We start from the raw sequence: 22,533 nt of genomic DNA, 5'->3' as shown, positions 1-22,533 counted from the left end.
TGCAGACGGTTTACCGCGACGCGTGGTGGCCTGCGACGTTCCGAGCCAGCGCCCGCGTCAGGCGGTCCTGATCCACCGGCTTCACCAGGTGCATGTCGAAGCCGGCTTCGAGTGAGCGGATGCGGTCTTCTTCCAAACCATAGCCGGTGAGTGCAACCAATTTCAGGTCGCAGGTCGCGGGATTGCTGCGCAGCGCGCGCGCAACAGCGAAGCCGTCCATCTCCGGCAGACCGATATCGAGCAACACCACATCCGGCCTTTCCCGCTCCGCGATCTCGATGCCGCGCGGTCCGTCTTCCGCAGTGAATACCTGATGGCCAAGCGCAGCCAGGCGCATGGCCATGATGTCGCGGCCGTCGACATTGTCCTCGATCAGCAGCACCCGGCATTTCGTTTGGCTGGTCGCGCCAGGAAGCTCGTCTGCAAGCGTTGGCTGCACCGTCGATCGTGGCAGGCGCACCGTCAACTCGCTGCCCAGGCCCAGTCCCTCGCTGCTGGCATTGACTTCGCCTTCGTGCTGGCTGACCAGTTGCTGCACCAGCGATAGTCCGATGCCGAGTCCGCCCTGTGGCCGGTCCAGCGTGCGCTCGCCCTGCACGAAGACATCGAAAATGCGCGGCAGCAGTTCGGCCGACATGCCCACGCCGTTGTCGCGCACGGTGAAGAACACGGCTTCTCCGAGCGGCTTCAGGCTGATCTCGATGCGACCGCCAAGCGGCGTGTATTTCAGCGCGTTGTCGATCAGGTTCACCACCACCTGTTCCATGCGCGCCGGATCGGCATGGATGAACACCGGTTCGACATCGAGCTCGATGCGATAGCTTTCAGCGCGGCCGGAAATCTGCAGCGTATCGACGCAGTTGCGCACCAGCGCGCCGAGATCGAGCGCGCGTTTCGCCAGCACGATGCGCCCGGACATTACCCGGCTCAGATCGAGCAGGTCGTCGACGATGCGCGTGAGCTGACCGCTTTGCCGCTGAATGATTTCCTTGGCGGTCGTCGCCTTCTGCATGCTGATGCCGTCCAGCCCGAGCAGCGTCGCCGCGCTCGAAATCGCCGACAGCGGATTGCGCAGCTCATGGCCCAGCATTGCCAGGAAGGCTTCGGTGGTCTTGTTTTTTTCTTCAGCAATCTGGCGCTTGCTGATCTCGCGCTGCAGCAGCTCATTGGCCGCAGTAAGTTTGCGGGTCTGCTGGTCCAGCGCTTCGGCCTGCCGGCTCACCGCCAGCTTGCTCTTGGCCAGAGCCACGAACACCGACAGCTTGGCGCGCAGGATCTCGGGGACGATCGGTGTAAACAGATAATCGACCGCGCCCTGCTCGTATCCCTTGAGGCGATTCATTTCATCGGCCGAATAGGCGGTAACGAAAATGATCGGGGTTAGCGAAGACGCGTGGCGAGAATGAATGGCTTCGGCGGTTTCAAAGCCGCTCATGCCCGGCATGTTCACGTCGAGCAGGATCACCGCGAACTCATGCTTCAACACATGACGCAAGGCTTCCTCTCCGGAACGGGCCGAAAAGGTCTCGAAGCCGAGATCGTGTTCCCATTGATTCAACAGGCCGACCAGGCCGATGAGGCTGCCGGGGTCATCATTGACGACCAGGACATTTGGGGTCGGATCGGGAATAAGCTTGGTCACGATATATGCGTAATTTTTTGCGAGTCTGCAGGCTAGCAATGGTTCAGTACGGACATACGTAAACATCGCCGGGTGTTGATCATACGCAATGCCTGAAGACTTTCCCAGCCTCCATCTGTTGTTACCATTCCGGCTGCAACACGGATTTGTCGCTACGCAAATTGCGCTCCGTCCGCCATACCAAAAGTCAAGCGTCCCCTTTACCGAATCTACGATGAATACCGTTTCCGAATTGCCGCAGGCACTCGATTCCCGCCAACTGCTGGCCGCATTGATCGCGCTGAAGAAAGGCGACTTTTCGGTGCGCATGCCTTCCGACCTGGCCGGCCTGGACGGCAAGATCGCCGACACGCTGAATGAAATCATGGAGAACAGCGAATCCATGGCGCGCAATATCGTCAGCGTCTCGCGCATCGTCGGCCGCGATGGCCGCCTGTCCGAGCGCTGCGAACCGATGCCAGTCGGCGGACGCTGGGCGACGCTGGTCAATTCGGTCAACGTGCTGATCGACGACCTGGTGCGCCCAACCACCGAGATGGCGCGCGTCATCGGCGCGGTGGCCAAGGGCGATCTGTCGCAAACCATGATGCTCGACGTCGACGGCCGGCCGCTGAAGGGCCAGTTCCTGCGCTCGGCGACAACGGCCAACACCATGGTGTCGCAGTTGTCCTCGTTTGCCTCCGAGGTAACCCGTGTGGCGCGTGAAGTGGGTACGGAAGGCAAGCTCGGCGGACAGGCCAACGTGCCCGGCGTGGCCGGCACCTGGAAAGACCTGACCGACTCGGTGAACTCAATGGCGGGCAACCTGACTTCGCAGGTGCGTAACATCGCCGAGGTGACGACCGCCGTGGCGAACGGTGACTTGTCGAAGAAGATCACGGTGGACGTGCGCGGTGAGATCCTGCAATTGAAGGACACCATCAACACCATGGTGGACCAGCTGCGTTCCTTCGCCTCCGAGGTGACGCGCGTGGCGAGGGAGGTGGGCACCGAGGGCCGCCTTGGCGGACAGGCTTTCGTGCCAGGTGTCGGCGGCACCTGGAAAGACCTGACTGACAACGTGAACTTCATGGCTTCGAACCTCACGGGCCAGGTGAGGAACATCGCCGAGGTGACCACGGCAGTGGCAAACGGCGACCTCTCCAAGAAGATTACGGCAGACGCCAAGGGCGAGATTCTGCAATTGAAGAACACCATCAACGTGATGGTGGACCAGCTCTCATCCTTCGCTTCCGAGGTGACCCGTGTAGCGCGCGAGGTGGGCACTGAAGGCAAGCTCGGCGGCCAGGCGCAGGTGAAGGGCGTGGGCGGCACCTGGAAGGATCTGACCGAGAACGTGAACTTCATGGCGTCGAATCTGACGGGTCAGGTGCGTAACATCGCCGAGGTGACGACCGCGGTGGCCAATGGCGATCTCTCGAAGAAGATCACCGCGGACGTGAAGGGCGAAATTCTTGAGCTGAAGAACACCATCAACGTGATGGTGGACCAGCTCTCATCCTTTGCTTCCGAGGTAACCCGCGTGGCGCGTGAAGTGGGTACGGAAGGCAAGCTCGGCGGACAGGCCAACGTGCCCGGCGTCGCGGGCACCTGGAAAGACCTGACCGAGAACGTGAACTTCATGGCGTCGAACCTGACGGGACAGGTGAGGAACATCGCCGAGGTGACCACGGCAGTGGCAAACGGCGACCTCTCCAAGAAGATTACGGCAGACGCCAAGGGCGAGATTCTGCAATTGAAGAACACCATCAACGTGATGGTGGACCAGCTTTCATCCTTTGCTTCCGAGGTGACCCGTGTAGCGCGCGAAGTGGGTACCGAAGGCAAGCTCGGCGGCCAGGCCGAAGTGACCGGCGTGGCCGGCACCTGGAAAGACCTGACCGACTCGGTGAACTCAATGGCGGGTAACCTCACCGGCCAGGTGCGCAACATCGCCGAGGTGACGACGGCGGTAGCGTATGGCGACTTGTCGAAAAAGATCACGGCGGACGCCAAGGGCGAGATTCTCGAGCTGAAGAACACCATCAACGTGATGGTGGATCAGCTGCGTTCCTTCGCTTCGGAAGTTACCCGCGTGGCGAGGGAGGTGGGCACCGAAGGCGAACTCGGCGGCCAGGCCAACGTGCCCGGCGTGGCCGGCACCTGGAAGGACTTGACCGACTCGGTGAACTCGATGGCGGGCAACCTGACCGGCCAGGTAAGGAACATCGCCGAGGTGACCACAGCCGTGGCAAACGGCGACCTGTCGAAGAAGATCACCGCCGCAGCCAAGGGCGAGATTCTGCAGTTGAAGGACACCATCAACGTCATGGTGGACCAGCTTTCCTCCTTTGCGTCCGAGGTGACGCGCGTGGCGCGTGAAGTGGGCACCGAGGGCAAGCTCGGCGGCCAGGCCAATGTGCCCGGCGTGGCCGGCACCTGGAAAGACCTGACCGACAACGTGAACTTCATGGCGTCGAACCTGACGGGCCAGGTGCGAAACATCGCCGAGGTGACGACCGCGGTGGCGAACGGCGACCTCTCCAAGAAAATCACCGCGGACGTGAAGGGCGAGATTCTCGAGCTGAAGGACACCATCAACGTGATGGTGGACCAGCTGTCTTCGTTCGCTTCCGAGGTAACCCGTGTGGCGCGTGAGGTGGGTACCGAGGGCAAGCTCGGCGGCCAGGCCAACGTGCCCGGCGTCGCGGGCACCTGGAAGGACTTGACCGACTCGGTGAACTCGATGGCAGGCAACCTGACTTCGCAGGTGCGGAACATCGCCGAGGTGACCACGGCCGTGGCGAACGGCGACCTGTCGAAGAAGATCACGGTGGACGTGCGCGGCGAGATCCTGCAGCTGAAGGACACCATCAACACCATGGTGGACCAGCTGCGTTCCTTCGCTTCCGAAGTGACGCGCGTGGCGAGGGAAGTGGGTACCGAGGGTCGCCTCGGCGGCCAGGCCAACGTGCCCGGCGCATCCGGCACCTGGAAAGACCTCACCGACAACGTGAACTTCATGGCGTCGAACCTGACCGACCAGGTGCGCAACATCGCCGAGGTAACCACGGCGGTGGCGAACGGCGACCTGTCGAAGAAGATCACCGTGGACGTGAAGGGCGAGATCCTCGCGCTGAAGAACACCATCAACGTGATGGTGGACCAGCTTTCATCCTTTGCTTCTGAGGTGACGCGCGTGGCCCGTGAGGTGGGTACCGAAGGCAAGCTCGGCGGCCAGGCGCAGGTGAAGGGCGTGGGCGGCACCTGGAAGGACTTGACCGAGAACGTGAACTTCATGGCGGCCAACCTGACCGAGCAGGTGCGCGGCATCGCCGGCGTGGTGACCGCGGTGGCGAAGGGCGACCTGAAGAAAAAGCTGACCGTGGCGGCACAGGGCGAGATCGCCTCGCTGGCCAATACCATCAACGAGATGACCGACACGCTCGCCGTGTTCGCCGACCAGGTGACCACGGTGGCGCGCGAGGTCGGCGTGGAAGGCAAGCTCGGCGGACAGGCCAGCGTGCCGGGCGCTTCCGGCACCTGGAAGGCATTGACCGAGAACGTGAACCAGCTCGCGGCCAACCTGTCGACGCAGGTGCGCGCGATTGCCGAGGTGGCCACCGCGGTGACCCGAGGCGACTTGTCGCGCTCGATCCAGGTGGCGGCCAGCGGCGAGGTGGCGGACCTGAAGGACAACATCAACGAGATGATCCGCAACCTGAAGGAGACCACGCAGAAGAACGCCGAGCAGGACTGGCTCAAGACCAACCTGGCGCGCTTCACCCGCCTGCTGCAGGGCCAGCGCGACCTGGAAACCGTATCCAGCCTGATCCTGTCCGAGCTGGCGCCGCTGGTGTCGGCGCATCACGGCGTGTTCTACATGATGGATTCGCAGAACCAGACGCAGCGCCTGAACCGCATCGCCAGCTACGGATTCCGTTCAACCCGCAAGGTGCCGGAATCCTTCGGTCCCGGCGAAGGACTGGTGGGCCAGTGCGCGGTCGAGAAGACCCGCGTGTGGCTGACCAATGTGCCGCGCGACTATATCCAGGTCTCGTCGGCGCTGGGCGCGGCGCCGCCGTCGAACATCCTGGTGCTGCCCATCCTGTTCGAGCAGGAAGTCAAGGCGGTCATCGAGATCGCTTCGCTGGACCGCTTCACGCTCACGCACATCGGCTTCCTCGACCAGCTGATGGAATCGATCGGCGTGGTGCTGAACACCATTGAAACCAACAGCCGTACCGAAAGCCTGCTGACCCAGTCGCAGCGGCTGGCGCAGGAACTGCAGCAGACCAACCTCGAGCTTGCGGAAAAGGCACGCCTCCTGTCCGAGCAGAACAGCGAGGTGGAACGCAAGAACCAGGAAGTCGAGCAGGCCAAGTTCGCGCTGGAAGAAAAGGCAACGCAGCTGGCGCTGTCCTCGAAATACAAGTCCGAGTTCCTGGCCAACATGTCGCACGAGCTGCGCACGCCATTGAACAGCCTGCTGCTGCTGGCGCAGCAGCTCGGCGACAATCCTAGCGGCAACCTGTCGAGCAATCAGGTCGAGTATGCAAGGTCGATCTACAGCTCGGGCAACGATCTGCTGACCCTCATCAACGACATTCTCGACCTGTCCAAGATCGAGTCCGGCACCGTGACGCTGGAGGTCAGCGAGTACCGATTCTCGGTGCTGACCGGCTATCTCGAGCGCACCTTCCGCCACATGGCCGAAGCCAAGAGCCTGGCCTTCGGCATCACGCTGGGCGAGACCTTGCCGCCATCGATGATGACCGACACCACGCGACTGCAGCAGATCCTGAAGAACCTGCTGTCGAATGCCTTCAAGTTCACCGCGCGCGGCCAGGTGCAATTGAAGATCGAGATGGTTGTCGCGGGCTGGAGCGCGGACCATCCGAATCTGCGCAATGCCGACACCGTGGTCGCCTTCTCGGTGTCCGACACCGGCGTGGGCATCGCCTCGGACAAGCTGCAGCTGATCTTCGAAGCCTTCCAGCAGGCCGACGGCTCCACCGCGCGCAAGTACGGCGGCACCGGCCTGGGCCTGTCGATCTCGCGCGAACTGGCGCGCCTGTTGGGCGGCGAAATCCGCGTTACCAGCACCGTGGGCATGGGCAGCGTGTTCACGCTGTACCTGCCGTACCATCGCGGCGGCTACTTCAGCCATGCGCCGGCCATCGGTTCCCAATCTCCAGTCGATGCTGCGCTGCTGCCGCCGCCGGCCAGCGCCGGCAATGGCGGTAATGGCGGTAATGGCGGCAATATCGGAGGCGCCAGCCTGCGCAGCGAGGAAGCCTTGCCGCAAGCCGCGGTCACCGTGCTGCTGGACCAGGAATCCGGCACCGACGACCGCTACCTGATCGCGCCGGGCGATCCATCGATCCTGCTGGTGGAAGACGATGCCGAATTCGCGTCCGCCGTGGCGGCGCTGGCGCGCGAGAAGAACCTGAAGGTCATCATCAGCGCCAACGGCAATGCCGCGCTGACGCTGGCGCGCGATTACACGCCGACGGCGATCTTCCTCGACATCGATCTGCCCGACATCGACGGCTTCACCGTGCTCGATCGCCTGAAGCGCGATCCGCGCACCCGGCATATCCCGGTGCATATCCTGTCGGTATCCAACGAGCGCGAACGCGGTTTGCGCCAGGGCGCGATTTCCTACCTGGTCAAGCCGGTGTCGCGCGAGCGCCTGACGGATGAATTGCGCCGGGTGCAGCAATACCTGAACCGCGGCAAGCGTCGTCTGCTGATCGTCGAGGACGATGCGATGCAGCGCGAACAGGTGGTCTCGTTGCTGGCCGATGGCGACATCGACGTCACCGCGGTGGAAAGCGGCAAGGAGGCTTTGGCGTCGCTGGCGGCGCAGCGCGTCGACTGCATGGTGCTGGACCTGACGCTGCCGGACATCGACGGCTTCGAGCTGCTGGAACGCATCGGCCTGGATGAAGCGATGCGCGACATTCCGGTAGTGGTCTATACCGCCAAGGACCTGACCCGCTCCGAGATCGCCAGGCTGTCGGCGGTGGCCAAGACCATCGTCATCAAGGACGTGCGCTCGCCCGAGCGCCTGGTGCATGAAACCGCGCTGTTCCTGCACCGCTCGCCGCTGGCGCTGCCCGAGGCGCAACGGCGCATGATCGAGCAGGTCGACGATGTCGGCGGCGGCCTGGCCGGGCGCAAGGTGCTGGTCGTCGACGATGATCTGCGCAACATCTTCGCGCTGACCACGGTGCTGGAGCGGTACCACATGAAGGTGGCCTTCGCCGAGAACGGCAGGGATGGCATCAACCTGCTCGAAGCCGACCCGGACATCGAGATCGTGCTGATGGACATCATGATGCCGGAGATGGATGGCTACGACACCATCCGCGAGATCCGCAAGAATGCGCGCTTCAAATCGCTGCCCATCATCACGCTGACCGCCAAGGCGATGAAGGGCGACCGCGACAAATGCCTGGCCGCCGGCGCGTCGGACTACATCACCAAGCCGGTCGATGTATCGCGGCTCCTGTCACTGATGCGGGTGTGGCTGCACCAATGAAGCAGATGAGCACTGACGAGCGGCGCAGCGCTGAACTCGAAGCGCTGGAAGCGCTCGAGATCGAGCTGTTGCTGGAAGGCTTGCACCGGCGCTATGGGCTCGACTTTCGCGAATACGAGCGCGAGCCGCTGCGGCGCAGGCTGCTGGCTTTCCTGCGCGACCAGGGGCTCAACACGCCGAGCGATTTGCTGGCGCGGGTGCTGCATGATGCGAGCCTGTGCAATGCCCTGGGCCGCGCACTGATTGCGCAGCAGGGCATGCTGTTCGATGAGCCGGCGAGCTTTGCCGCCTTGCGCGAACTGGCCGGCCCGCTGCTGGGCAGCTACCCGGCGCCGAAGGTATGGATCGCCGAATGCCTGTGTCCCGAAGAAGTGTTCGGCCTGGCGATCTTGCTGGAAGAGGAAGTCCATTACGAGCGCACGCTGGTTTTCGCTACCTGTTCGAACGATGAATTGCTGCAGCAGGTAAAGGCGGCATCGATACCGGCCGAACGCATCGCGCTGTACGAGGAACGTTACCGCGCCAGCGGCGGCCGCCGCTCCCTTGGCGATTACCTGTCGCTGCGCGGCGACCGCGCGGTGTTCGCGGACCATCTGCGCTCGCGCATCATCTGGGCGCAATACAACTTGCCTACCGATAGCTCGTTCAACGAGTTTCAGCTGATCTGCTGCAGGAACCGGCTCGCGGATTACCAGCCGCGCTTGCAGAACCGGATACTCGGTCTTTTCCATCAGAGCCTGGCGAGCTACGGGGTGATGAATGTCGGCGCGTCGGGCGTCGTGGAGGCGGCGATGCGCAGGATGGCGTATCGCGGCTTGGGCTATGCGGGTTTGTATCGGAGGATGGGGTGAGGTGAGTCTGGCGACCGCGCATGCGCCCGCTCAGGATGGGTATCACGCGTCGTCAAGCGCGCAACGCAAGCCGAGATGCCTGGCGAAGGGCTCGAAATCCCTGTCGTTGTGAAGTAGCGAAAAGCCGTTTTCGATGCAGTAGGTTGCGATCAGGGTGTCGATCGTTTTGCGGATCGTCACTCCCTTTGAGCGGAGGGTTCGGAAGTTCCGCGCTGCCTGAATCGCGATGTTTTGTCCGCCGAGTTGTACCAGCTCAAACGATGCGAGTAGGCTTCTGGCCGCGTTGAATTCCCGCTCGCTGTCGAAGCCCTGCAGGACTTCCGCGAGAATGAGATCGCCAATCGCCAGGAGTTGCCTGCCCAGGAGAAAATCCAGTTTTTCCGCTTGCGGCGTGTTCACTCCGCGGAAGTAGTCGATCCAGACACTGGAATCCACCAGGATCATTTGTCGGTACGCATCTTGTCCAGATCGCCTTTCCAATTCACTTTGCCCCGCAGCTGCCTGATTTGCTCCTGCTGGTTCAGCCGCACGAGGGTGCGAAGGCCAAGCTCGACCGCTTCGCGCTTTGTCTTGAGGCCAGTCGCATGCAAAGCCTCGCTCATCAATTGATCGTCGATTTCAATGTTGGTGCGCATGATGTGTACGGTTGCGAATGGAGGTACACATCATAGCATTGAGCCGGTTGCTGAATCGATCTTGAAATCGCGGCTATTGGAGTTTGAACGGTGGCCCCGGTGATGCCTTGTTGCGACAGGTAAATTCGGCATCGATATCAGTCAGGCGTATTGCACCGTACGCGAGCTTGCAGGCTGACTTGGCGCCACACTTCCGGCACCGCATCTCCGCAAGTTGCTAAGAAACAACATTGCATCTTTTTTCGCACACTACTCCGTAAAAATTTCCTCTGGGAACTAAAATGGCGACTTGATTTCAACGTCCTGGTAACCGGTAGTCCGGCCTCCGCGCGTCTGTATCTGCGTCTGCCATCGCCATGGCAGGAAAGCCGGCTTCCTGTCCTGCGCTGCATGATTCAGATTCGGGCCGCTCCGGGGGCGGGCAAGCGCACCGGAGTTCGCCATGCAGTCCCGTATTTTCCGTTTCACCCGCATCGCCTTTTTGCTGGCGCTGGCATTCGACGCCGGTGTTTCCGCCCATGCGCAGACCGCGGGCGATGCCGCCGCTGCTGCAGCGCGCCAGGCCGACGTGCTGCAGCGCCAGCAGCAGGAGCGTATCCAGCGCGACATCGAATCCGCCTTGCCGGCGGCCCCGCCACCGGGCGGCGTTGATCTGCGCAGCCTGACGCCGAAGCCGGACGCATCCAGCGCCGGCCCGAAATGCCGTCAGGTCGACACCATCGCGATCAACGGCGCCCCCAACCTGTCGCCGTTCCTGCGCGAGCGCATCATCAGGGACTTTAGCGGCAAATGCCTGGGCGTGACCGAGATCGAAACGATACTCGGGGAAATCACGAAGGATTACATCGACCGCGGCTACATCACCACGCGCGCCTATCTGCCGTCGCAGGACCTGCGCAGCAGGAAGCTCGAAATCCTGGTGGTGGAAGGCGTGATCGAGAAAATCATGCTCGACGACGGCGGCGCCGGCAGCCTCTACGCCGGCAATGTGTTTCCCGCCGAAGGCACGTTGCTGAATCTGCGCGACTTCGAGCAGGGCATCGAGCAGATCAACAAGCTGTCTTCCAACAATGCGCGCATGGATGTGGAACCCGGTTCGACGCCGGGCGCCAGCCAGATCGTGATTCACAACACGCCGGCCTTTCCGCTGCATGCCTCGCTGTCGGCCGACAACCAGGGTTCGGAAAGCACCGGCAAGAATGAAATCGGCATGTCGCTCACGGCGGACCGCCTGCTCAAGCTCAACGAGCTGATGCTCTATACCCATCGCCAGTCGCAGCCGAACGACTGGGACAGGCGCGCCTCGAAAAGCGACAGCTTCAGCTTCATCATCCCGTTCCGCTACACCACCGCGAGCTTCACCGCCAGTCGCTCGGAATTCATCAGCAGCATCAATGCGCCCAGCGGCTCGATGCTGCAGTTTCGCGGCAAGAGCGACACCGACACCTGGCGCCTCGAGCGGGTGATGTTCCGCAACCAGTCGACCCGCGCCTCGCTGGCCGGCTCGCTGACGCTGAAGGACACGAAGAATTACCTCGCCGATGAGTACCTCGCCGTCAGCAGCCGCAAGCTGACGGTCTTCGATCTCGATTCCAGCATCTCCACCGGCCTGGCCGGCGGCGTGCTGCAGATCGACCTCGGCTATGCCAGCGGCCTGCGCATCGGCTCGGCGCTGCAGGATCCGTCGGATCTGCCGGACACCGCGCCGCGCGCCCAGTTCGGCAAATTCAAGTACGGCTTCTCCTACAGCCGCCCGTTCCAGGTCGCCGGCATGGATGCCAGCGTGTCGACCCAGTTGTCCGGCCAGCATGCCGAGACCACGCTGTACGGCTCGGAGCAGATTCTGATCGGCGGCATCTACAGCGTGCGCGGTTTCGTGAAGAACACGCTGTCCGGAGATAACGGCTGGTACAGCCGCAACGAGCTTTCAGTGCGCCCGGTACTGAAGATGGCAGGACAGGCGCTGCCGCTGCGCGCCTATGCCGGCTTCGACATCGGCCATGTCACCAACCGTGTTCCGAATGTGCCGTCCGGCGTGCTGTCCGGCTTTGCGCTTGGTGTCTCCGGCAGCCTGAAAGGCGTGTCCTTTGATGTCTTCAATGCCCGGCCGTTGTCCCAGCCCGATGTCTTCCAGCAGCGCGAAGGTTCGCAAACCTGGCTGCGCCTGACTTTCTCGATCTGATTTGCCCACCGCCACCCCGACTTTCGCAACAAGAGAGCCTTTGTGAACAAACACGCCAGTATGAACCGCGCCTTCCGTCTGATCTGGAGCGCCGCGCGCGGCGCCTACATCGTCGCCCCTGAAACCGCTCGCGGACATGGCAAATCCGGCCGCGCGATCACTGCCATTGCGGCGCTCGGTTTCGCCGGGCTGGCTTCGGCGCAGGTGGTGCCCGCCACGACCGTGATACCGGTGCCGGGCAAGACGAATGCGTATATCTCGCCCAACGGCGTGCCGGTGGTGAACATCAATACCGCGAACGCGGCCGGGGTCTCGCATAACCAGTACAACCGCTATGACGTCGAAGCCAATGGCCTGGTGCTCAACAACGGCAATACCACGCAGTCGGCGCGCCAGTCGCAGCTCGCGGGCCAGGTGGTCGCCAACACCAACCTGAGCGCGGAAGCGCGCGTGATTCTGAATGAAGTGGTGTCGACGAACCGCAGCACGCTGGCCGGCTTCACCGAGGTGCTGGGCAGCAGGGCGGACGTGATCGTCGCCAACCCCTATGGCATCACCTGCAGCGGCTGCGGCTTCATCAACAGCGATCGCGTCACGCTGACCACGGGCGCGCCGCGCTTCGGCTATGACGGCAGCGTCGCCGGCTTCGACGTCAGGCGCGGCGACATCCTGATCAATGGCGGCGGCCTGAACGCGAGCGCGCAGCAGATCCTCGACCTGGTCACGCGCTCGCTGCGCATCGAGGCGCCGATCAATACCGCCGCCGGCGGCAGCCTTGGCATCGTTACCGGCAACAATGCGTGGAGTTATGACAGCCGCAACGTCACCGGCAGCACCACGCCGGATGGCGCAGCTCCTGCTTATGCGATCGACTCAACTGCCTTGGGCGGCATGTACGCCGGGCGCATCCGCATCATCGCCACCGAGGCCGGCGTCGGCGTACGCATGCTCGGCGACGCCGCCGCAAGCGTGGACGATTTCCGCCTGGATGCAGCCGGCCGGGTGCAATTGCAGGGCAAGGTCTCGGCCGCGCATGACCTGCAGCTGGCGCAGCACGGCGACGCCGGCGTGGCGTCGATCGAGGTGTCGGGCTCGAATGCCTCGCTGACTTCCGGCAACGACCTGGCGCTCGCATCCGATGGCGGCGTGACGCTCAATGAAGGCTTGGTCAAGGCAAACGGCAACCTCGCACTGCAGGCCCGCAGCCTGAATGACGTTTCCTCGTCCTCAGCCGGCCGCAGCGCCGCCGGCAACCTGAGCGCCAACATCAGCGATGCGGCGACCGTCGATGGCACGAGCTGGAGCGCGGGCAACACGCTTGCGGTGCATGCCGGATCGTTGACGGTTGGCGGCGCAGGCAATGCGGACAGCAGCTTCGTCTCCGGCAGCAACGCAACCGCGCCGGAGAAGTCGATGAGCATCGTCGCCGACGGCAATCTCTCGCTCGACCGTGCGCGCCTGGTTGCTGCCAGCGACATGAACCTTGCCGCACAGGGTGGTGCGCTGCATGCGGGCGCCGCGGTGGACGCGGAAAGCGCTGGCAACATGGCGCTGACGGCGAAGACCAGCTTCGACAACAGCGGCAAGCTCCTTGCCGCGCAGAGCCTGCAGTTGTCGGCCGCCGACGCCAATACGGTGCTTGCAGCCAGCAATGCCGGCGTGATGCAGGCCGCGAACGCGATGACTATTGGAGCCGCCGGCATGCCGGTCGCGTTGAACAATGCCGCTTCCGGTCAGGTGCTGGCCGAGCACATCGCTTTCAACGGCACCACGCTGGAAAACAGCGGCGTCATCCAGGCCAACAGCGCGCTGAATGTCGCAGCGAGCGGCACGGTGTCGAACGGGTCCGGCGCCACCCTGCTGGCGCAGAACAACGGCGCGGTCGTGAACCTCAATGCCGGCAGCCTCGTGAATGCCGGGACGCTGCAATCGGGCGGCACGTTGAACGCGACGACTGCGGGCGCAATCGGCAACAGCGGCACGGTGCAGGCCGCTGGCGGCGCCATGACGCTGGCCGCGGATAGCGTCAGCAATAGCGGCACGCTCGCCGCCAGCGGCGATGCCGCATTGAGCGCTTCGGGCGCGATCGCCAACAGTGGACTGCTGCAGGCAGCCAATGTCGCGCTGACGACCAACAGCGGTCTTGCCAATAGCGGCGCTGGCAGCCGCATCCTCGCGGCTGGCAATCTCGCGATCGGCGGCAACGGCGAAACGCTAAGCAATGAAGGCCTGCTGCAAGCCGGCCAGGCATTGACGGTTGGTGATGGCGCGCATGCCGCAAGCAGCATCGACAACCGTGTCAGCGGGGTCATGCTCGGCAATACGCTCACGGCAAACACCGGCAGCCTGGCCAACGCCGGCACGATGCAGGGCAATGCGGGCGTGGCGGTCAACGCTGGCTATGCATTGAACAACGCTGGCAGCGGTGTGATCCTGAATACGGCCGCGGGTGCCGATATCAGCCTGCAGGCAGCAAGCATCAGCAACGCTGGCGTACTCCAATCCGCACGCGACCTGCAGGCGCAAGCCACGGGTGCATGGACCAATAGCGGCGTCGTGGTGGCCGACAACAGCGTTGCCCTCACCGCAGGAGCCGGCATCGACAACAGCCACACGGTGCAGGGCGGCAATGCGGTGAGCATGAGCGCCGGCGGCGCGGTCAATAACAGCGGCGGCGTGCTGGCGCAGAATGCCGGCGCCAGCCTGACCATTGGGGCCGCATCGGTCACCAATGCCGGCGCGCTGCAATCCGGCGGCGCAGCGCAGATCACCGCGGCAACTGGATCGATCAGCAACAGCGGCGTCGTGCTGGCGGATGGCGATGTCACCCTCGCCGGCGCCACTGCGGTGAACAACCAGGGCGCGGCGGCGAAGATCGTCAGCCTGCAGGACCTCACCATCACCGGCGCCGTCGGCGCATTCAATGTCAGCAATGACGGCAGCATCAACGCCGGCGGTGACCTGCGCTTCGGCGACGCCACGCACCGCGTCACGACGCTGGCCAACAATGCCGGCGCAGGCAGCCTGGGCGACACGCTGCAAGTTACCGCCGCAACCATCAACAATGCCGGCGCGCTGCAAGGCGATAAGGGCGTGACCATCCAGGCCAGCGGGGCAGTGACGAACGCGGCCAGCGGCCAGGTGGCAAGCGTCCAGAACGGCGCGAACATCACGTTGAACGCGGCCACGCTGAGCAACGCCGGCACGATGCAAGCCGCCGCCAGCCTGAATGCCGCAAGCAGCGGCGCGCTGAGCAATAGCGGCAAACTGGTGACGCTGGGTTCGGCCGGCGATCTGTCGCTGCAAGGCTCTACCCTTGGCAACTCCGGCACGGTGCAGTCCGCCGGCACGGCACACCTCTCCACGACCAGCGGCGCGCTGACCAACAGCGGCACGGTGCAGGCCGACGGCGACATCACGCTGTCAACTGCGACTGCATTGAACAACAGCGGCGCAGCGAGCAAGATCCTTGGCGCGAACAATGTGAAGATCACCGCGCCCGGCAGCGGTTTCACGCTTGCCAACGACGGCCGCATCCAGGCTGCCGGCGCGCTGGCGATCGGCGAAAGCGGCCACAAGGCAAACGCGCTGACCAACAATGCCGGCGCAACCCTGTTCGGCGGCACGCTGCAGACCGTAGGCGGCAGCGTCGACAACAGCGGCCGCATCCAGTCCATGGGAGCTGGCGCGCTGAATGCATCGACGGTCTACAACCATGGTTCAAGCTCGGTGATCCTGCTTGGCATCGACGGCAGCGATAGCAGCATCACGGCCAGCGGCCTGCTTACCAATGAAGGCGCGATTCACGGCAACGGCAATCTCGGCGTGACGGCCTCAGGCATCGCCAACACGAACACGGCTGGTCTTTCCGCAATCGGCGACCTGACGATTACCGCGAACAGCGGCGGCATCAGCAATGCCGGCGCACTGTATGCGGGCGCCAAGCTCACCGGCAATGCTCTGGGCCAGGACATCACCAATACCTCGAGTGGCACCATGGATGGCACTGACATCGTCATGTCCTCGGCCACCTTCGAAAACTACAACACCGTGATCGCCACGCATGACGCCAGCATCACGACGACGCAGGCGTTCTCCAACCTGCCCACCGGCGGCGTGCCGAACGTGGTCACGGCCTCCGTCAATTACGGCAACGTCACGGTGCCGTATGACACCGGCGACTACAACTGCAACATCTTCGGCGACTACTGCGACCATGTCTGGGTCTTCGCGCAGAACTACACCGTGACCCAGAAGCTGGACGCGTCGCTGCCGATCCAGAAAGGCCAGATCATCGCCGGCAACAACCTGGCGATCAATTACGGCAACTACGGCACCAACACCGCGTCGCTGATCTCGGCTACCAATGTCAGCATCGGCGGCAGCGGCACCTTCAACAACGTCGATCTGCACCTGGACCAAATCGACTATGCCCGGCGCTGGCGCGATTACAAGACCGACAGCACCTTCGGCAGCCTGAATCACACCTATACCTTCCCGACTTCCGGCGGCCAGTTCGGCTGCAATGACGGCGGCTGTTTCGCCGGCTATGCCAGCACTGCGGGCGATGCGGCGAATGCGTCCTATGCGCTGGAAACCGGTCGCCACACCATCCAGACTTTCGGCGCGGGCATCTATGCGACCAATCTGGTCGACTTCACCGGTCAACACCTGGCCAACCTGGGCTCGCCTTATGCGGCAAGCACCAACGCGCCTTCTGTCTCCACCGCTAATGCTGCAGGCACCAACAAGGTCAGTGCCGCGTCTGCGGCTGCAGCCGCCAGCGCCGGGAAACTGACCGGTACCGGCAAGGCCACCGGCGCTTCCGCCACGGCGATGACTACCGTGCCCTCGGCCAATGGCATCAGCTTCACCGGCCTGAATCTGTCCCTGCCGAGCAATCCGAACGGCTACTTCGTGCAGGCCACGAACCCGAACTCGCATTTCATCGTCGAGACCAATCCGCTCTTTGCCGTCGGCACCAACTTCGTCGGCTCGGACTATCTCTCGGTGCGCCTGGGCCTGAACCCGGACACCGTGGAAAAGCGCCTGGGCGACGCCAACTACGAAGCCAAGCTGATCCGCGACCAGCTCGTCGCACAGACCGGCAGCAACATCCTCAAGGGCAAGCAGAGCGAAGCCGCGCAGATGCAGTCGCTGATGGACAATGCCGCATCGCAGGCCGGCACGCTGGGCCTTGCCTACGGCAAGCCGCTGACGCAGGCACAGGCAGCATCGCTGACGCAGGACATGGTGTGGATGGTCGAGCAGGAAGTCGGCGGCCAGAAAGTTCTGGTGCCGGTCGTCTACCTGGCGCAAAGCACCAGGGACGCGATCGAGACCGGCGGGCCGGTGATTGCGGCGAACCAGACCAACATCAAGGCCAACACCGTGACCAACACCGGCGGCGTGATCGCGGGCAGCGACAAGCTCAACATCACCGCTTCCGGCGACATCACCAACACCGGCGGCAAGATCAAGGGCGGCGATGTCTCGGTCACCTCCACCGGCGGCAGCATCATCAACCAGACCCTGGCCACCACGCAGGGCGGCAAGGATTTCGCGCGCACCACCATCGGCGCCACCGGCAGCATCGAAAGCACTGGCAGCCTGAACCTCGATGCGGCCAGGGACATCACGGTCAAGGGCGCGCAGGTCAAGGCCGGCGGCGACGCTACGCTTGCGGCCGGCGGCGCGGTGACCTTCGACACCATCCAGAACAAGACCGCGGACGCGACCTACAAGTCCTCGCAGGGCCTGTGGGGCATGGACAAGCAGACCAGCGCCTCCAGCGTTTCCACTACCAAGAACATCGGATCGGGACTGGAAACCGGCGGCAACCTGCAGATCAAGAGCGGCGGCGATACGACCATTGCCGGCTCGCAGGTCAAGGTCGGCGGCGATCTGGGCGTGAATGCCGGCGGCAACCTGAACGTGGTGTCGCGCCAGGATACCGTCGAGACCACGTCGACCAACACCCATAGCGGCCTCGGCGTCGGCGGCGGCCTGTACGGCACCAGCACCACGACCACCGACAAGTTCAAGGGCACCAACGTGGCTTCCGGCATCGAGGTCGGCGGCAATGCGGATCTGAACACGGCAAACACGCTGACGCTGCAAGGCAGCAAGCTGAAGGTCGACGGCGACGCCAGGATCGGCGCCAACGATGTGCAGGTGCTCGCGGGCCAGGATGTCGAGCGCAGCACGACGAAGACTTCGACGACGTCCTTCCTGAAGATTGCCGCCAGCGGCGATGCGGGCGCGGGCGCCGGCGCGGGAGCGGGCGCTTCGTCCGGATCTGCCGCCAGCAACGGCAAAGGCGGCGCAGCCGCATCCGCCGGCGCGCAGGCCAACGCCGCGGCTGGTGCCCAGGCCAACGCCAACGGCAGCGCCGGCCTGACGCTGGCCGAAACCTCGACCACCACTACTACCGACTACAAATCGCATGCGGTCGGATCGCAGATCGATGTCGGCAACAACCTGACCGTGGACAGCAAGAAGTCGATCACGCTGCAGGGCGCGACCGTCAATTCCGGCGGCGACACTACGCTCAAGGCCAAGGATGTGAACATCCTGGCCTCGCAGGATGTGTCGACCTCGTCGACCAAGACCACCACGACCTCGGTCGGCATCTATGTCGACTCGGCCAACGGGGCGCAGGCTAACGCTTCGGCCGGCGCGCAAGCCGGCGCACAGGCGGCGGCATCCGGCAAGCAGGGCGGCACCGCCAGCGCCAGCGCACAGGCTTCTGCCGGCGCGCAGGCCAACGCCTCGGCCAATTCGGATACGACCATCGACCTGGTGCGCACCAAGACTACCGAAACCGACAGCCTCAACATCAGCAACAACGGCAGCAGCATCAACGCGGGCGGCAAACTGAAGATTGCCGCGGGCGATGGGCTGACCGTGCAGAGCTCGGATCTCGGCGGCGACAAGGGCGTATCACTGCAGGCCAAGGACATGAAGTTCGTCGCGGCCCAGGATGTGAACGTCACCACCACCAAGACCACCAGCGCCAGCGCCGGCCTGTACATCAGCGGCAACGCCGATGCGCAAGCCAATGCGTCGGCCGGCGTGTCGGCGCAGGGATCGGCCGGCGGCAGTCCGTTGAATCAATCCTCGGTCGGCGGCTCGGCCAATGCCGAGGCCGGCGCATCGGCTTCGGCCAAGCTCGGCGCGGGCTACCAGGCCAAGGTCACCACCGAGACCAGCACCGAAGGATCGACGACGGCGCGGGTTTCCACCATCCGTTCCGGCTCGGGCGACATCGAGCGCACCGCGCAGAACGGCATCACCGATGTGGGCACGGCGATCGAGGCGGCCGGCGACTTCAAGCAGTCGGCCAAGACCATCGACAGCCGGGCGGCGGCGAACACGAGCTTCAGCAGCTCGTCTTCCGAAACCAACAGCGCGCGCGTCGGCGTGTATGCCTCCGCGGATGCAGGCGCCTCCGCCGGCGCATCCGGCCAGGCCAGCAGCAACAGCTTCGGCGGCGCGCCGAAGGCCGGCGCGGAAGCCTCGGCCAACGCCAGCCTTGGCATCGAAGGCCAGTACACCAACGAGAAGAACAGCGCTTCCAGCGCCAGCAGCCAGGCCGTGGTGTCGACGATCAAGGCCGGTGGCAAGGTGTCGAGCACGTCCAGCGAGAAGACCACCCTGGAAGGCACGCAGATCAGCGGCGATGGCGGCGTGTCGCTGGCGGCGAAGGATATCGACTTCAAGGCAGCGAAGAACACCGAGACCAGCAGCAGCAAGTCGTCGACGATCGACGCCCATGCGCATGTGGCCGCAAACCTCGGCAGCGACGGCGAAGTCACCGGCGGCCTGGGCGGCGGTTATGCGTCGGACAAGTCGGCGTCCTCCTCGTCCACCGCGGTGGTCGGCGGCATTCAGTCCGGCGGCAACCTGACGATCAAGACGCAGAACGATGCGCGCTTCGAAGGCACCGACATCAATGCGGCCGGCAACGCCACCGTGAAGGCCGGCGGTAACCTGAAGTTCGATGCGGCGAAGAACACCAGCACTTCGAGCAGCGATTCCATGAATGTGTCGGCGGACCTGGAATTGTCGAAGTCCAAGGGCGCGGACGGTTCGGGCAAGGGCGCGGGCCTGTCGGCCGAAGGCGGCTTTGCCAAGGACAAGTCCAGCAGCAGCGAAGCCGTGACCGGCAATATCGCCTCCGGCGGCAAGCTCACGCTGTCGGCCGGCAAGGACGCGACGTTTGAAGGCACCTCGGTTTCCTCGGGCGGCGACGCCACGATCGCCGCGAAGGGCAACGTCGACTTCAAGGCGGCGCAGAACACCAGCAGCAGCGAATCGTCGAATCTCTCCGCCGGGGTCGACATGAGCATGAGCAGTAGCAGCAACAGCGCCAAGGGCACGAGCAGCTCGAGCAAGAGCGCGGGCATCTCGGCCGAGGGCGGATACAGCCGCGAGAAGAGCAGCGAAGCGGTAACGGGTTCGATCGACAGCGGCGGCAACCTGAAGATCCAGAGCGGCGGCAATGCCAGCTTCGAGGGCACCGATATCGCCGCCGCGGGCAAGGCCGCGGTGAAGGCGGGCGGAGACGTCAACTTCAAGGCTGCCGAGAGCACGTCTCAATCGGTGGGCGTATCGGCGTCGATCGGCGCCGAGGGCAGCAGCACGAAGAGCACCGGACCGGCCGAAGGCGCAGGCGCAGCCGGCACGGCAAAACCGGCGGCCAGCCCGGCAGCCGGCGCCGCGGCGGCGGCAGGCGGCGCGAAGCCGAAAACCGAGACCGAAACCGAGAAGAAGGGCAGCTTCGGCCTGGAAGCGGGTTTCGAGAACAGCACCGAGCGTACCGGCGGTTCGATCAAGGCAGGCCAGGGCGGATTGCAAGTGAGCTCGGGCGGCAATGCCAGCTTCGAGGGCACGCAGGTGAAGTCGCAGGGCGACATCGGCGTGGCAGCCAAGGGCAACGTCAACATCACGGCGGCCAAGAGCACGAGCGCAGGCATGTCGGCATCGCTGGAAGGCGAAGGCGGGAAGAAGAACAACTCCGCCAAGCCCGAGGAAAAGAGCAGCAGCGCCGGCGCAGGCGTGGGCATCGAAGGCGGCGTCAGCAGCAGGAACGACGGCGCTTCCTTCGCCTCGGATGGCAAGCTCGCCATCGCTTCCGGCGGCAAGACGCAAATGGTCAACGCCGACATCAAGGCCGACGGCGGCACGCAGATCGCCGCGGCTGGCGGCCTGACGCAGAGCCGCGCGACCGATGTCGACGTGGGGCTGAAGATGGGCGGCAAGGGCAGCGTCGAGTCCGAAGCGGCCCGGCCGAAGGCACAGCCGGCCGCGGCGCCGGCAGGTGCAGCGGCGGCCGCAGCAATGGCACCGGTCAAGTCGCCGACAAGCGCGGCCGCGGAAGCCGCGCCGCCGCAGGCACAGCAGGCGCCCGCCAAGGCCGAGACGAAGCCGGGCGCGCCGGCCAAGCCCGAAGCGGCAAAAACCGCGAAGGCGCCGGCTGCAAAACCGGCTCCGACCAAGCCGGCCGCCAAGCCGGCGAAGAAGGGCGCGCAAGCCGCCGAGGCGTCTGCCAAGCCTTGAGCACGGCAATGGGCGAAGCGCACCGAACGGCCCGGCACAGCATGCCGGGCCGGGTCCTGCATCGCGGATGGCTGCGGGCGCTTTCGCAGGGTGCCGCGACGATGAGAATGGCTTGCCGGCGTGGCTTTCAATACATGCCGGAGGGCTGAAAATTCGTCACCAGGCTTCGAGTTGTCCAGCTTTTCGGCGTGCCTCTCGATGATTCGCGTTTCAACAGGCTGCTTATCCATCCAGGCTGCTGCCATTCGCCTTAAAGCGCTTTCATTTTCAGCGCAAACAGCAGGAGGAGGGCATGGCCACGTTCACCCTGCGACCTGAGTTTCCGCTTATAAGCTCGAGACCGCTGAAAAATTTGAGTTTGAAACATGGCAACCTCAAGCTCGATTAAGGCGACTCGTTAGCCAGACATCAATTTCCGCAAGAAAATCACTTTCAGAAGAATGGATTTTCTTGTCGCGACAAAAACTGTTCTTTTAAAGAACTTCTTTTTTCTTCAGTTACCAACTTATCAACATCTAACCCGGTGAGGCAGCCGGGAAAAATCATTCTATAAACCGGCAGTCAGCGTGGAGCGTCCCATGAAGACATCTCCCTCACTCTTGTCGCGCCCCTGCATTTGCGACCCGAAAGCGCCGCTGGATCAGCGATATGAAAAGACCGAGTCATTGCCCTTTACCATTCGCCCGGTGAAGACGGCAGCTGAGCTGGAAAAGGCTGTTCAGATCCGGCACGCGGCATATATGCGCCATGTTCCCCGGTTTGCTGCCGCGCTTGAAACGCCGGAAGCGCTGGATTCGGCTCGTGGCGTCGTTGTGTTTCTGGCTGAATTGAAGCTGAATGCTTCTCCCGTGGGCACCATGCGAATCCAGCTCAATGAATTCGCGCCGCTCACGCTGGAACGTGCAGTCGATCTACCGGACTGGCTGCGATGCAGACGACTGGCCGAACCGACTCGCCTCGGTGTCACCCATGAGCGCGTCGGGCGCATCGTAACGCTGGCCCTGTTCAAGGCTTAGAGCCTATTCCAGTAGGCCAATTGCACGCCAGGTAATAACAGCGCACGCCAAATGAAGAAACGCAAGATAGGTTTTCGCCAGCTTTTCCCAACGAATCAGAACGCGGCGGAATCGGTTCAT

At 63.8% G+C, this 22,533-nt stretch carries 8 protein-coding genes and 1 pseudogene; 5 read left to right on the top strand and 4 right to left on the bottom strand.

Annotated features, from left to right (window positions below):
• Positions 1 to 10 precede the first annotated feature (10 nt).
• On the bottom strand, positions 11 to 1,642 hold the full coding sequence (locus JJB74_RS30545) for a response regulator (protein ID WP_325170202.1): 1,632 nt from the start codon (positions 1,640 to 1,642) through the stop codon (positions 11 to 13).
• 214 nt (positions 1,643 to 1,856) lie between these two features.
• On the opposite strand from JJB74_RS30545, the gene JJB74_RS30540 reads away from it, so the two are divergent.
• The gene (locus JJB74_RS30540; protein ID WP_325170201.1) at positions 1,857 to 8,168 is read left to right on the top strand and encodes a HAMP domain-containing protein; all 6,312 of its coding nucleotides are present in this window, start codon (positions 1,857 to 1,859) and stop codon (positions 8,166 to 8,168) included.
• Entirely contained in the window at positions 8,165 to 9,019 is an 855-nt protein-coding gene (locus JJB74_RS30535; protein ID WP_200598343.1) for a CheR family methyltransferase, read from the top strand. The genes JJB74_RS30540 and JJB74_RS30535 overlap by 4 nt, the downstream gene beginning before the upstream one ends.
• 42 nt (positions 9,020 to 9,061) lie before the next feature.
• On the opposite strand, the gene vapC is transcribed toward JJB74_RS30535, so the two are convergent.
• Both vapC and JJB74_RS30525 read right to left on the bottom strand, forming a co-directional pair.
• The gene (vapC, locus tag JJB74_RS30530) at positions 9,062 to 9,463 is read right to left on the bottom strand and encodes a type II toxin-antitoxin system VapC family toxin (RefSeq protein WP_200598342.1); all 402 of its coding nucleotides are present in this window, start codon (positions 9,461 to 9,463) and stop codon (positions 9,062 to 9,064) included.
• Positions 9,460 to 9,654, bottom strand: coding sequence for a type II toxin-antitoxin system VapB family antitoxin (locus tag JJB74_RS30525; RefSeq protein WP_200598341.1), 195 nt, complete (start codon positions 9,652 to 9,654; stop codon positions 9,460 to 9,462). Before JJB74_RS30525 ends, vapC begins: the two co-directional genes overlap by 4 nt.
• 442 nt (positions 9,655 to 10,096) lie before the next feature.
• Between JJB74_RS30525 and JJB74_RS30520 the strand changes: the two genes are divergently transcribed.
• The 3 genes from JJB74_RS30520 to JJB74_RS30510 all read left to right on the top strand — a co-directional run bounded on the left by JJB74_RS30520 (position 10,097) and on the right by JJB74_RS30510 (position 22,413).
• Complete coding sequence (locus JJB74_RS30520) at positions 10,097 to 11,836, top strand: ShlB/FhaC/HecB family hemolysin secretion/activation protein (protein WP_200598340.1); 1,740 nt, start codon at positions 10,097 to 10,099, stop codon at positions 11,834 to 11,836.
• 42 nt (positions 11,837 to 11,878) lie between these two features.
• The gene (locus JJB74_RS30515) at positions 11,879 to 21,397 is read left to right on the top strand and encodes a hemagglutinin repeat-containing protein (protein ID WP_200598339.1); all 9,519 of its coding nucleotides are present in this window, start codon (positions 11,879 to 11,881) and stop codon (positions 21,395 to 21,397) included.
• A 578-nt stretch (positions 21,398 to 21,975) separates the two neighbouring features.
• On the top strand, positions 21,976 to 22,413 hold the full coding sequence (locus JJB74_RS30510; protein ID WP_200598338.1) for a hypothetical protein: 438 nt from the start codon (positions 21,976 to 21,978) through the stop codon (positions 22,411 to 22,413).
• A gap of 3 nt (positions 22,414 to 22,416) precedes the next feature.
• Here JJB74_RS30510 and JJB74_RS30505 read toward each other — a convergent pair.
• Positions 22,417 to 22,533, bottom strand: a pseudogene (locus JJB74_RS30505) (IS5/IS1182 family transposase); the annotation flags it as partial.

It is taken from the genome of Noviherbaspirillum pedocola (assembly GCF_016632335.1).
In the GTDB taxonomy this organism is placed as follows: domain Bacteria; phylum Pseudomonadota; class Gammaproteobacteria; order Burkholderiales; family Burkholderiaceae_D; genus Noviherbaspirillum_A; species Noviherbaspirillum_A pedocola.
Note: the sequence above shows the minus strand (reverse complement) of the source record. Positions and strands in the feature narration are given on the sequence as shown.

Excerpts from the sequence above, each read along its gene's own strand:
- JJB74_RS30525 (WP_200598341.1), bottom strand. The coding sequence starts at position 9,654 with ATGCGCACCAACATTGAAATCGACGATCAATTGATGAGCGAGGCTTTG.
- vapC (WP_200598342.1), bottom strand. The coding sequence starts at position 9,463 with ATGATCCTGGTGGATTCCAGTGTCTGGATCGACTACTTCCGCGGAGTG.
- JJB74_RS30540 (WP_325170201.1), top strand. The coding sequence starts at position 1,857 with ATGAATACCGTTTCCGAATTGCCGCAGGCACTCGATTCCCGCCAACTG.
- JJB74_RS30510 (WP_200598338.1), top strand. The coding sequence starts at position 21,976 with ATGAAGACATCTCCCTCACTCTTGTCGCGCCCCTGCATTTGCGACCCG.
- JJB74_RS30535 (WP_200598343.1), top strand. The coding sequence starts at position 8,165 with ATGAAGCAGATGAGCACTGACGAGCGGCGCAGCGCTGAACTCGAAGCG.
- JJB74_RS30520 (WP_200598340.1), top strand. The coding sequence starts at position 10,097 with ATGCAGTCCCGTATTTTCCGTTTCACCCGCATCGCCTTTTTGCTGGCG.